Below are 11986 nucleotides of genomic sequence, written 5' to 3'. Positions count from 1 at the left end.
AAGTGCTTCGCATAAAAAAGTGGCTCATCCCGGAAAAGGCGAAAAGGGTCCGGGGCAAGGCTCGCTATTTGAATGAGAAAGGCGCATTAAAGCGCCTTTCTTGTTTCGTACAACTTCAATAGGCATATTCAAGGAAGATAGGTTCGACTGAGCCGGCCCAGATGCTGTTATAGGCTTTGAGCATGCGTTCGGCATCGGTTATGCCAGCTGCAACGATTTCCTCGAGCGGAGCGAGGAAATGGGTTTCGTCAAACCCATCGCCACTGAGCTTGTTGCGGTTTTTGAGGCCGAGCCGGGAAATGTGCAGCGTCTCCCGGGCGATGTGTTCCAGAGGCTTGCCGCGGAAGAACGCTGCAAGCGCCTTGGCCGGGACTTCATTGCGCAGGGCCAAGACCTCTTCATAGGTCCAGTCCCTGGTGAGATGCTCAGCTGCATCGAGCGCCTCTTCATCATAGAGCAGTCCGACCCAGTAAGCGGGTAGGGCGCAGATGCGCCGCCACGGTCCGCCATCAGCTCCGCGCATTTCCAGAAACCGCTTCAGCCGCACTTCGGGAAAAAGTGTGGACAAATGATTGGTCCAATCACCCATATTGGGCACCGGATCGTTGACTTCGCCCTTCAGTGCACCATTCATGAACTGGCGGAAGGTGACATGGGTGCAGTCGTGATAGCGGCCATCGCGCAGGATGAAATACATCGGAACATCAAGCGCCCATTCGACATAGTCGGCAAAGCCAAAATTTTCCGCGAACACAAAAGGCAAAACGCCTGAACGCTGGTTATCGGTGTCGCGCCATATATTCGAGCGCCATGACAAAAGACCGTTCGGCTTGCCTTCTGTGAAAGGGGAGCTTGCGAAAAGTGCGGTTGCCACCGATTGCAGCTTCATGGAAACCTGCATCTTGCGGCGCATGTCGCGTTCGGAACTGAAATCGAGATTAACTTGTATGGTCGACGTGCGGTACATCATATCCAGACCCTCATGCCCGACCTTGGGCATGTAGTCGGTCATGATCTTGTAGCGTGATTTTGGCATGACCGGCGTTTCCCCCAACGTCCATTTTGGACTGCCGCCAAGTCCGAGAAATCGGATGCCGAGCGGTTCGGCGATCTCGCGCACTTGTGCTAGATGCGCGTTCATTTCGCGGCAGGTCTGGTGGATGGTCGACAAGGGAGCGCCCGAAAGTTCGAATTGCCCGCCGGGTTCAAGTGAAATTGCGCCTTGTCCGGTCGGTTCCACCAGCCCGATGATGTTGCCTTCATCGATGATTGGCTCCCAGCCGAGCCTGGCCTGCATGCCTTCGAGGATCGCCTTTATGCCGCGTGTTCCTTCATAGGGAACCTGGCTGTTGTTGGCTGAATAGAACGGGAATTTTTCATGTTCCGTGCCAATGCGCCAGTCGTCTTGCGGTTTGCAGCCGCCAGCCAGATAGGCTGCGAGTTCCTCGGTGCCTGTGAGTGCCGTTTCGTCAGTGGTATCGCGCGCCATGCAGTCTATCCCTAGAGCAGTTTTTATTTGCCAGAGTGATTGGACAAGTTCGTCAAATCAAGCAAGTCAATTTCTTTGAAAGTGAGATTGAAGACACATCATGGCACATTTCTCCAGTCGCCAAGAATGGCCTGCACAAGTGTCATGGCGGCAACGGCGGCGGTATCGGCGCGCAGAATGCGGGGGCCGAGCGGGATCGCGGTCACAAAGGGCAGGTTGCGCAAGGTTTGTCGCTCGCTTTCCGAAAACCCGCCCTCAGGCCCGATCAGCAGCGCCAGAGGCCCCGGCTTGATTGATTGCAGAATGATCAGCGGGTCGTCTGATTCATGGCCTTCGTCGCAGAAGATGAGATTGCGCGAGAGGTCCCATTGTTCAATGAAGCGATCAAAGCGCACGACTTCGCGGCACTCCGGGATCGAGAGAACCCCGCATTGTTCCGCGGCCTCGATGGCATTGGCCCTGATCTTGTCGCCGCCCAGTTTCGCGACCTGCGTATGCTGCGTGATGACAGGTTGTAAAACGCCCGCCCCCATTTCAGTGGCTTTTTGCACCATGTAGTCGAGACGCCCCTGTTTGAGCGGAGCAAAACAGTAGATGAGGTCACACGCTTGCGGTTGCGGGCGTGTTTGCTCGAGCGGTTCAAGAAAAACCCGTTTTTTGCCTTCGGGTTTGAGGCGCGCTTTCCATTCGCCATCGCTTCCGTTGAAGACGAGGATTTCGGCTCCCCCCTTCATGCGCAGAACATGGGTCAGATAATGCGCGCCCTGTGCAGGAACCTCGAGCGATATTCCAGCCCGAAGCTCGTCTTCAACGAAAAGTCTCTGCATTTTGTAATTCGCGCGCATTGCGCATCGATGGCAGAGGGCAGGGCCTGCGGTCAAGCGCTTTGTGTGTCAGGGCGGTGCCTTAGCATTTACACAAACAGGTGATGGCAAAATTTCCCGGTTGACGATAGATAGATTGTATCCATATAGATATGATCCTATCTAATTATTTGGAGCTGAACATGATGAAGCCAGCATGGGCCGAATTCGCTCCACTTCTTGCGCGTGCCGCCCGAGGGTGGCGCAAAGCCTTCGATGCGGCGATGGCAGAGCATGGTCTTTCGGATGCAAAAGCCATTCCGCTGATCACATTGCTGCGCCATGGTGACCGCATTCCACAGGGCGTACTTGCCGAAAGGGTGGGTATCGAGGGCGCAACTATTGTTCGCGTCGTGGATGATCTGGAGGCAGACGGATTTATCCGTCGCGTTCCCGATGAGGCCGACCGTCGCGTCAAGCTCATCGCACTGACGCAAGCAGGCCAGGCAGCCGCGGTTGAGGTGGAAAAATCTTCCGCCAGGCTCCGCGCGCAGTTTCTGGGCGATTTTGATCCTGTCGAGGTCGATGTCGCCATGAAGATCCTGCAAAAACTGAACGAAAAATTTCACGGTTGAACATTGCTCTTTCCGGCCGGTTTAAATGATATCAAATATCGCTGAAACAATGCCAAAGTTCTGGGATGTGGTTTTCTCTCTGAAAACCTTTGCCGCAGCCATGCTGGCATTGTGGATTGCCTTGATCGGCGATCTGCCCAATCCCTACTGGTCGGTTGCGGCAGTCTATATTGTCGCCCATCCCCTTTCCGGTGCCACGACATCCAAAGGGTTTTACCGGTTGATCGGGACGGCGATTGGCGGCGCGGTGACAATCCTGTTCGTGCCGCATCTCGTCAATTCGCCGGAAATTCTCACCCTTGCCATTGGCCTTTGGATGGGTGTGTGTCTGGCTATCAGCCTTCTCGACGGCACACCGCGCAGCTATCTGTTCATGCTGGCGGGCTATACCGTTTCTCTTGCCAGTTTCGCAGTCGTTTCAGCACCTCACACCACTTTCGATTATGCACTGGGTCGCGTCGAGGAAATCGCTGTCGGCATTATCTGTGCGGCGGTGATCAATCGCATCGTATTTCCGCGCCATAGTGGCCCCGTTCTGGTCGATCGTATTGACAAATGGCTGCACGATGGCGCGCGACTTGCCGTTGCGACCCTACGCGGCAAAGGGGCGAGCGATGTATGCATAGAGGATCGCCACCGCCTTGCAGCAGAGACGTTGGAACTGCGCAACCTCACCACCCATGTCGCCTATGACACGTCATCCTTCCGCGATGTTGGAGCGCTTCTTTATGCCCTGCAGCAACGCATGGTGGCGTTGCTGCCAATTGTATCGAGCCTGCACGACGTGCTGGTCGTCATGCAAGAAGAAGATGGCAAGACATCGCATCCATCGGTACAGAAGCTTCTGGACGCGACTTGCAACTGGTTGGAAAGTGGCGAAAACCTCTCGGAAACACAGCGTGCCGGACTCTTGCGCCTCATCGATGAAATCGAGGCGCACGGTAGCCAGGCGCAGACATGGTCGCAGCTCCTGCCCTTCAACCTAACTGCACGCATTCGCGATCTGGTGCAGATATGGAGCGATTGTATAACGCTGCGTCAGGATATCGCCTCGGGTGCGCAACGCAGCCATGCATTACGCTGGCGTCGTTACGATGCGCATATAGCCGGGCGACCCGCGCACCGCGATTACGGTATGGCCTTTCTGTCCGGTCTTTCGGCGTTTCTGGCGACCTGTATTGCGACCGCTTTCTGGATTGCCACGGGCTGGGCACAGGGAAGTGCTGCCGCCATGATGGCCGGCATCTTCTGTTGCATCTTCGCGACCATGGACGATCCTGTGCCCGTGATGCGCAAATTTGGCTGGCTCATGCTGACTGTCATCGCTGCCGCCTTTATCTTCGAATTCGCGCTGCTGCCTATGGTCGATGGTTTTGTGCCGCTGGCGCTGGTGCTGGGCCTTTTTCTGGTGCCCGCCGGTGTGTTTCTGACCATACCGTCGCAATTCCTGCTTGGTATGGTGTTGTGCATCAATCTGCCCAATATGCTGATGTTGCAAAGCCATGCGACCGCCGATCTGGTCAACTTTGCGAATATGAACCTTGCCACGGTCATCGGTATCGTCATGGCGGCTGTTGTGACATCCATCGTGCGTTCGGTGGGTGCGCAATGGAGTGCACGCCGACTGATCCACGCTGGCTGGCGCGATATCGTGCTCGCCACCAAGCGCGGTTCTGGACGCCACCGTCGCCAACGTATGAACCATCTGCTTTTGCGCATGATCGATCGCATCGGCATGATGACACCGCGTTTGGCGGCCATTCCTGCTGCGGAACTGGCCGAGGTCGATCTGCTGCGTGATCTGCGCAACGGCATGAATATCATCGACCTGCAACAATACCGCAACCGGCTTGCGATCGTGCCGCGTGACGCTGTAGATGCTGTACTGGACGGGGTCGGCGCACATTATCGTGCCCGCTCGGGACACGTCAAACACAGGGCTGCAAAGGGAAAGATTGACGGAAAATTACTCAGTGCAATCGACCGGGCGATTGAAACCATCATCGAGAACGGGTCGCCTGCCGCTTCACGGCGTCCGCGCCTTGCGCTGGTGGCGTTACGCTTCAACCTGTTTCCCCAAGCGCCGCCGTTTGACATGTCGCAGCCAGAGCCTCAGCGCCAGCCCAAAGTCATTGCAACAACCGCAAGCCGCTTGAAAGTCTGCCCCTCATGAGACCTGAACTCGACATTTACGGCATCTACGTCCCGACGTTGGCTCTGCTAGCGCTTTGCGCCTATTTCGCCAATGTGATGATGCAGCGGCTTTTGGGGCGCGCGCGCTTCTATCGTCTGGTGTGGCATCGCCCCTTGTTCGATACCGCCATGTATTTCTGCATTTTCGGCGCTGCCGCGACTTTTCTCTATGGAATTTATTAATGAAAAAACTCTTCGCACATTCGGGCCGGGTTTTCCTGACCTTGGTCATGGTCACGATGGCGGGTTTGCTCGGCTGGCATTTATGGGATTATTACATGAACGCGCCGTGGACCCGCGACGGCAAGATCCGCGCTGATGTCGTGCGCATCGCGCCTGACGTCTCCGGCCTCGTGAGCGCGGTGCTCGTCCATGACAATCAGGCAGTGAAAAAAGGCGATGTTATCTTTCGCATCGACCCCGCGCGCTATCAGCTTGCGCTGCAAACAGCGGAAGCGAAAATCGATAGCAGCCAAGCGGCGCTTGATATGGCTAACCGTGATCTGAAGCGCTACCGCCGGCTCAATGATGCCACCGTGACGAGACAAAAGCTCGAACAGGTGGAAACCACAGCGCAGCAGGCGGAAGCTGAGTGGCGTCAGGCCAAACTCGACCGTGATCTGGCGGCGCTCAACATGGAACGCGCATCAGTGACGGCACCGGTCAACGGCGTGATCACCAATTTTTCGCTGCAACCAGGCGACTATGTCACGGCAGGTGCCGCGGTTACTGCGCTGGTTGATACCGATTCATTTTATGTCGCTGGATATTTCGAGGAAAACAAACTGGAGCGCATTCACATCGGCGATCCGGTCGTCGTGGATGTGATGGGCAGCGCTTTGCAGATGAAGGGTGAAGTGGAGGGTATAGCAGGTGGTATCGAAGACCGTGAGCGCGCCGATACGTCCAATCTGCTTGCCAATGTTTCGCCCACCTTCAACTGGGTGCGGCTGGCGCAGCGCGTGCCGGTACGGGTGAAGCTGGCGGAAATCCCTGCCGATGTGCATCTCGTGGCGGGACGCACGGTGAGCGTTTCGGTTGTTGAATATATTAAGAAAAAATGAAGGAAAAGCCTGCCAGACTCATATGCGTTGCCGCTTTGCCACAGAGCTGCTGCAATGGGGACTTTTTTTCAAAAAACGCATGTTTTGGGTCGCCCGTTCAGTTGCCGGTAACTTTCAGGGCGTGTAACTGAACGCCGTCTGCGGTCGATGAATCGCAGTGACGCCATTCATCAGGCACCCGTCAAAAAGAGTTTTTTGAATATGACCGCCAAGCATGCTGCCCTTCTTACCGTCCTGATGATTTCGGCCATCGCCTTCATGGCAATCGGTATTTTTACGGTTGATGCGGGAAGTGCTTTTATCTCTTCCGACGGCTACGGTATTTCCAGCGCGCATTAAACGCTGCTCTATATCGCTTCGATAAAACGCTCTTGCGCATCGTTGATCATGTTGGCTGAAAGCCCCTGTTCTTCCAAGCGTAAGTGTCGGGATTGACCCAGCCGGGCTGGGTATCCATTGCGCGCTGCGGGGTCTGTCCGGGTGATGATCTTGTTAAGCAGTTCGGTCATGGCAGACGCAGGGCACGGATTGAGATACAGTCGCCGCCGCCGGTATGTCCAGACGCACAGCCGGGTTCGCCAAAAAGCATGGGCGGAGCTCCTAAAATCGACTGGCCAACTGGTTTCGTATTCCGTTGCACTTAGCGCTTTGTGTTGCGACAGGGTAAAGTAGATCAGGCCAATGACAAAGTCACAAAGCAGTTCGTGCGCGAAATAGACAAGGTTCGCTGACCAAAAGTGGGCGACCAAGGTGTCTTAAATTCCCTATATGCCGTTCTCTGACGCGATATTATGCTGCAATCGCGAAGAATTGCGTCATAAATGGTGAACTCGCGAAATTTATCATCGGTTCATCCGGTGGCTTGATATCCTAAACAAAAAATCGAAAATCGGGATCAACTACTAGTGCCAAATTCAATCAGAGACCTCGCCTTCGCCGATAATTTCATAACCGCAAAGCTTGTCGAAGAGGTCGTGGACTTCGACGTGGATGATGCGGTTGTGATCAATCTGGGTCCTTCCCCCATGGTGACCGGCATAGATCATCCCGGGATTGTACCAGCATGGAAGTCGACTTGGCTCAAAGGAGGCCGCATAAAGTCAGCCGAGCGGGCTGCCCTCATTAAGGTTGTTAAACCGACCAACTTGGGTGGCGCTCAGTTTCGTGGTTGGGACTGGCTTGGCAACCGTATACGAAGCTTCCCAAGAGATACGCCCCTCTTCATTTCAGCTCAGGACGAAATCGGTAAGGTCCGGGTCGATCCGCGCGTATTCACCAACGAAACGACCATTTCCACAGCGGAGCAGGACTTCACGCTCAAGCTCAATCTGTGGTGGTCGCCCGGCGATACGGACTGCTTCATCCACAATGAGCATCCATTCCTTGAAGTGCACACGCAGATCCATGGTTCAGGTCGCATGCAGAAGTTCGCAGAGCGCGATGAAACGACCTTGTACGAAGACGTTTTGATGCCGATCGGTTACTCACACGACCCATTCTGCCGCGTGAGCGGGCCGAACCAGTGGAGCTATCCTTGGCACCGCTACTATGCGGATACTGATTCAGTCTGGCTCGCCATCGAACTCCACCCGTAGTGCGGCGTAAATTCCATTAGGACATCTGGATCATATCTGAGCCATCACCCAGATATTGCAGGGCCTCGCGAGGTATCGCGGGGTCGTTCTTATCCATCACTGTGATCCCTTTGAGTTGCTCCCTTGTCAGCAATCCGGGGCCACGATAGTGAAGAGCGACTTTGGTCGAGTAAGGCTGACGAAATACGGTTGCAGCGATACCACTTGAGATGCCAAACATAAACTTCTTGGAGTTGCGTTTTACCTGAGCGTAAACGCCGAATGTTAATTCATTCGCTTGAATACCTTCAAAATCCGCCGTGAAAAGTCTGTCGGCAATCGGAAAGCAAAAGCCGTGATATTTGAAGACATATTCCATCTTTTTGGGATCATCAAAACTCGGAAATCGCTCAACATAATAGTGCTGGAGGAACTGATTAGACCGATAAATGCAAAAAGCGGACTTGAGAACGAAGCCCTTATAGATCGAAGAAAACTGATACCGATCATAGACACCAACGAGATCGCTGTCCGGCGCAGAATTCTCGACAAGCATGTTGGATACAAATCGTGAGAACTCTGGCAGTTGTCTGGCTGCCGACATTGCGTGGAAAAAGTTTCCGTCCACGAGGGTCTTGAACTCTTCCGGCTCCGAGAAAAGGATCGGAACACTCAGCCCGAAGAAATTGGCAATGATACGCATATTTGCGGCGGACGGCACATGCACACCGGATAGATACTTGTTGAATTGCTGCCGATTCACTTTGATCTTCCGGCACACCGCCGCCACGGACCCTTGCTGGTCACAAAGTGTTCTCAAGTTCGCGGCGAACGACGCAGTATCCTCAGTGAGATAATTCATTGACAAGCCAATCTGCTACTTGAAGCACTATGGCGCTACCTTTACGCCATCCTGCTGCAGCCTTCAAGGCTCTGCGAAGTTGATGAGAGTATCTTCAGTTTATATCCTGCCCAAAAATGAAGGAATTCGCCGTTGACAGGTAAACGCCAAGTCGGTTGGGCCATAATGGGTACCGAAACCATCGCCACCGAGCACATGGTTTCCGCCATCAGGCATATCGATCACGAGCCTCGTTGGGTGGTGAGTCGCAACCTTCAATACGCCCAGTCTTTCGCTGAGGATCTTGGTGTCCTTCACGCGAGTAATGATCTCACCGGCGTGTGGGCAGATCCAGATATTCGCTTCGTTTATGTCAGCGCTACCCGCGAGAGGCGTCCCCATTACATTAAATCTGCCGCAAAGGCAGGCAAACATATTCTCTGCGACGGACCTATATGCGATGACCGAGAACAGGCCGAACAACTTGTAAAGCTTTGCAATGACATGGGGGTCACGTTGGCTGTCCACCATGTTGCACGGGCCTCGAACGTCCTTCAAACGCTGAAGCGGCTCATTCGTGAAGGCGAAATTGGACAGTTGCAGACCATCTCGATCATAAGAGGTGGTCCTTTTATTCCGCCGCCCAATCGGCATGACTATATAACACACGCCGAAGGCGATATTTTCTTCGATGCCGCATTAGAAAGTATCGATCTCTCCCGCTTTCTCTCTGGCGCAGAAGCCACCAATGCAGTGGCTATTGTGAAGAAGAGCGAACACCTTCCTCTGCATTTAGCATTCGCATTGCAGATGAATGACGGGTCGATCGCTCAGATACATGAGAGTTTCTCGATTTCGGAGATTGAGAGCACCGTGCTAGTGGCCGGTAGCAAAGGTTCCTTGACAGCAACCGGCACACTCAGTGGCCGTGGGGCCGGTACGTTGACGCGCCGTGTAACTGGTCGGAACGAACTTATACCAATTCGCGAGCGCGATGTTCACATCGCTGCGATCCAGGACTTTGTTTCAGGTGTGCAGGGAAAGCCAAACTGGCTTTCAACCGGCGAAGACGGCATCGCCAACCTTCAGGCCGTCGAAGCAATTGTTAAGTCTGTGAATAGGGGCGTTCTCGTTGAAATCGCGCAGGCCTAGTTTGGTGGGTTTGAAGTTTCCATCATTTACATGACATTCCCGTCTAGGAACTTCAAAACTTTAAGCCACACTAGATAACGAGCATCAAAATTGGAAAAGGAAACTAGCGGCAATGAGTAACGCACAGAGGATCATCCTGCATTCGCTCGTATCGAAATACGGTACATTGGCGATGGATCTTGAGATCGCTCGCCGCACAGGGTTTGATGGTGTAGAAGCCTCCTCCAACAAGATCGAGGCATGCCTCGCTGCTGGGTTTTCCGAAAACAAGATTCGTGAAATGGTTGGTCACCTCGACATTCCCGGGGTCGGCTTTCTAATCGATGTGGAGCGCCAAGGCTCACGCAAACAGGAGCTCTTGGACGAAGCAGGCAGGCTGATCACAATGGCAACGACCGTGGGTTCGAAGGGTATCCAGGTGATAACGGGTCCTTTGAATGTCGACGCTGTAAAATCCTTGAAAACTCTGCCGGGCATTTATAGAGGCCTCATCGACCTTCCAGACGACGAACAGATCGAGTTGACTGTCAAGAACGTGCGCGACATAGCTGATCGCGCCGCCGAACATAACCTGACAGTCTACTTTGAGGCGCTTGCTTGGACGCCTCTCAATACAATCGACAAACAATTGAAGGTTATTGAGAAATCAGGACGCTCCAATGTAAAGCTGATCGTGGACTACTGGCATTGCTACGCCTCAGGTGATACCCCGGAGCGCATCGCAAAAATCGACAAAGACCTGATATATGGTGTCCACATCTGCGACTCGCTTAAATTCGATGGGGGCGTGCCGGACGAAGGCGTGCTGCGAAATGTTTCGACGGGTGAAGGCGTCCTCAACCTGCAAGAATGGACAGACGCCGTGAAGTCAACCGGTTTCGTTGGCTGGTGGAGTTGTGAATTATTCTCAAACAGAGATCATCAGGATAACACCTTCAAGGTCGCCGAGCGGCTTCAATCACTGATGACTGGCCTCGTCAACTGAAGCTGCCCGGGAGCAATCGTGTTAGAAACTAAGCGCAGCAGCAGCATTGGGAAGTTTGTCGCCTCAAAGCGAACGAGGTGCTACTTATTCTTTTTGTCCGCAGGCTTAGGAATTGGGGCTTGGGCAGCGAGCCTACCCTTGCTTTCGAGTAAACTTGGTATCGATAAAGGAGAGCTTGGACTGATCCTCCTTTGCTTCGCTGCTGGGGCCATTGTTTTGATGGTATCAATCGGCAGTTTCATCGATCGCGTGGGAAGTGACTTGCTCTCGCTTATCGGCTGCTTGGTGTTTGGCTCTTTCGTTGCCGTTGTGCCGTTCGCTCAACAGCCAATGCTGGTAGCGTTTCTGGTCTTGGTTGCCGGCGCTGGCTTTGGGACGCTAGACGTATCAATGAACACAACCGCCTCCGTCTTAGAACGCGAGAGTAAGCGACATCTGATGTCGTCGTTCCATGCACTTTTCAGTGTCGGCAACCTGATCGGGGCATTTCTGGTTGGACAGATTGCGTCATACGGTATCGGCGTGGAGGGCTGTCTCAGTGCCGCAGGCGTGTTTGTAATACTATCTGCTCTCGCGACAAGGATGTTTGGACGGGAAAAAGAGCGGCCGCAAGCTGTCTCTCAGCCTGTGCATGACAACGCCAACGCTTTCAGATTAACCCGTTCGCAGATCGTGTTAGTCTCAATGTTCGGGGCCATAGCTTTCTTGGCGATGCTCGCGGAAGGGGGCATGATGGACTGGACCGCCGTATATCTCGTCAACAATTTGGCGGCATCTGAAAGTGTGGGCGCATATGGTTTCGGAATCTTCGCCGGAGCAATGGCAATTGGCCGCTTCGGTGGGGATACAATAACCCGCCGCATAGGCCACCTTAGCCTAATGAGACTTGGCGCGATCGTGTCAGCTGTCGCGCTTGTGGTTATGCTAACGGTTCACAGCGTCAGTCTTACACTCATTTGTCTTGCTGTGATTGGCTTAGGGGTTTCTAATCTAGTCCCAGCGGTGTTCGCGGCCGGAGGCCATGTTGGGGGCAAAGCCGCTGGTAAGGCAATTTCGATGGTGACGACGATGGGTTACAGCGGCCTTCTGTTAGGCCCGGCCTGTCTTGGTTTCATCGCTCAACATTTCGGGCTTGCAATAAGCTTCGGTGTAATCACCTTCGCACTCGTTACGATCATCATCAGTGCCTTTGCATTGGCTCGTCGCATGCGACGCATAGGAATCGAACAATCGATTCAATATTAATTCGA

The 11986-nt window shown here is 53.9% G+C and carries 13 protein-coding genes; 9 read left to right on the top strand and 4 right to left on the bottom strand.

Translation table 11 applies throughout. The features are described from left to right. Positions 1–115: 115 nt before the first annotated feature. Both AAIB41_RS17760 and AAIB41_RS17755 read right to left on the bottom strand, forming a co-directional pair. Positions 116–1489, bottom strand: a complete 1374-nt coding sequence (locus tag AAIB41_RS17760; protein ID WP_343315310.1) for a glutamate--cysteine ligase — start codon at positions 1487–1489, stop codon at positions 116–118. 98 nt (positions 1490–1587) lie between these two features. Further along, complete coding sequence (locus AAIB41_RS17755) at positions 1588–2334, bottom strand: 16S rRNA (uracil(1498)-N(3))-methyltransferase (RefSeq protein ID WP_343315309.1); 747 nt, start codon at positions 2332–2334, stop codon at positions 1588–1590. 164 nt (positions 2335–2498) lie between these two features. On the opposite strand from AAIB41_RS17755, the gene AAIB41_RS17750 reads away from it, so the two are divergent. The 5 genes from AAIB41_RS17750 to AAIB41_RS17730 all read left to right on the top strand — a co-directional run bounded on the left by AAIB41_RS17750 (position 2499) and on the right by AAIB41_RS17730 (position 6523). Next, on the top strand, positions 2499–2927 hold the full coding sequence (locus tag AAIB41_RS17750; protein ID WP_343316119.1) for a MarR family transcriptional regulator: 429 nt from the start codon (positions 2499–2501) through the stop codon (positions 2925–2927). A 28-nt stretch (positions 2928–2955) separates the two neighbouring features. Next, positions 2956–5100, top strand: coding sequence for an FUSC family protein (locus AAIB41_RS17745; protein WP_343316118.1), 2145 nt, complete (start codon positions 2956–2958; stop codon positions 5098–5100). Further along, complete coding sequence (locus tag AAIB41_RS17740) at positions 5097–5303, top strand: DUF1656 domain-containing protein (protein WP_343315308.1); 207 nt, start codon at positions 5097–5099, stop codon at positions 5301–5303. The genes AAIB41_RS17745 and AAIB41_RS17740 overlap by 4 nt, the downstream gene beginning before the upstream one ends. Further along, positions 5303–6184 (top strand): HlyD family secretion protein, encoded by an 882-nt coding sequence (locus AAIB41_RS17735; protein WP_343315307.1) that lies wholly within the window; start codon positions 5303–5305, stop codon positions 6182–6184. The genes AAIB41_RS17740 and AAIB41_RS17735 overlap by 1 nt, the downstream gene beginning before the upstream one ends. A gap of 201 nt (positions 6185–6385) precedes the next feature. After that, positions 6386–6523 (top strand): hypothetical protein, encoded by a 138-nt coding sequence (locus tag AAIB41_RS17730; RefSeq protein ID WP_343315306.1) that lies wholly within the window; start codon positions 6386–6388, stop codon positions 6521–6523. Between the two features lie 8 nt (positions 6524–6531). Here AAIB41_RS17730 and AAIB41_RS17725 read toward each other — a convergent pair whose 3' ends face one another. Beyond that, a complete protein-coding gene (locus AAIB41_RS17725) occupies positions 6532–6693 on the bottom strand; it encodes a hypothetical protein (protein ID WP_343315305.1) in 162 nt (53 codons plus the stop codon). A 396-nt stretch (positions 6694–7089) separates the two neighbouring features. On the opposite strand from AAIB41_RS17725, the gene AAIB41_RS17720 reads away from it, so the two are divergent. Further along, complete coding sequence (locus tag AAIB41_RS17720; RefSeq protein ID WP_343315304.1) at positions 7090–7779, top strand: hypothetical protein; 690 nt, start codon at positions 7090–7092, stop codon at positions 7777–7779. Positions 7780–7795: 16 nt separating this feature from the next. Here AAIB41_RS17720 and AAIB41_RS17715 read toward each other — a convergent pair whose 3' ends face one another. After that, positions 7796–8620, bottom strand: a complete 825-nt coding sequence (locus tag AAIB41_RS17715) for a helix-turn-helix transcriptional regulator (protein ID WP_343315303.1) — start codon at positions 8618–8620, stop codon at positions 7796–7798. Positions 8621–8785: 165 nt separating this feature from the next. Between AAIB41_RS17715 and AAIB41_RS17710 the strand changes: the two genes are divergently transcribed. The 3 genes from AAIB41_RS17710 to AAIB41_RS17700 all read left to right on the top strand — a co-directional run bounded on the left by AAIB41_RS17710 (position 8786) and on the right by AAIB41_RS17700 (position 11981). Then, complete coding sequence (locus tag AAIB41_RS17710; RefSeq protein WP_343315302.1) at positions 8786–9751, top strand: Gfo/Idh/MocA family oxidoreductase; 966 nt, start codon at positions 8786–8788, stop codon at positions 9749–9751. A gap of 172 nt (positions 9752–9923) precedes the next feature. Further along, the gene (locus AAIB41_RS17705; RefSeq protein WP_343315301.1) at positions 9924–10736 is read left to right on the top strand and encodes a sugar phosphate isomerase/epimerase family protein; all 813 of its coding nucleotides are present in this window, start codon (positions 9924–9926) and stop codon (positions 10734–10736) included. Positions 10737–10754: 18 nt separating this feature from the next. Then, positions 10755–11981, top strand: a complete 1227-nt coding sequence (locus AAIB41_RS17700) for an MFS transporter (RefSeq protein WP_343315300.1) — start codon at positions 10755–10757, stop codon at positions 11979–11981. The last annotated feature ends 5 nt before the right edge of the window (positions 11982–11986 follow it).

The sequence above is a fragment of the Brucella sp. BE17 genome (assembly GCF_039545455.1).
Classification (GTDB): Bacteria; Pseudomonadota; Alphaproteobacteria; order Rhizobiales; family Rhizobiaceae; genus Brucella.
This window is presented reverse-complemented; position numbering and strand designations above follow the sequence as displayed.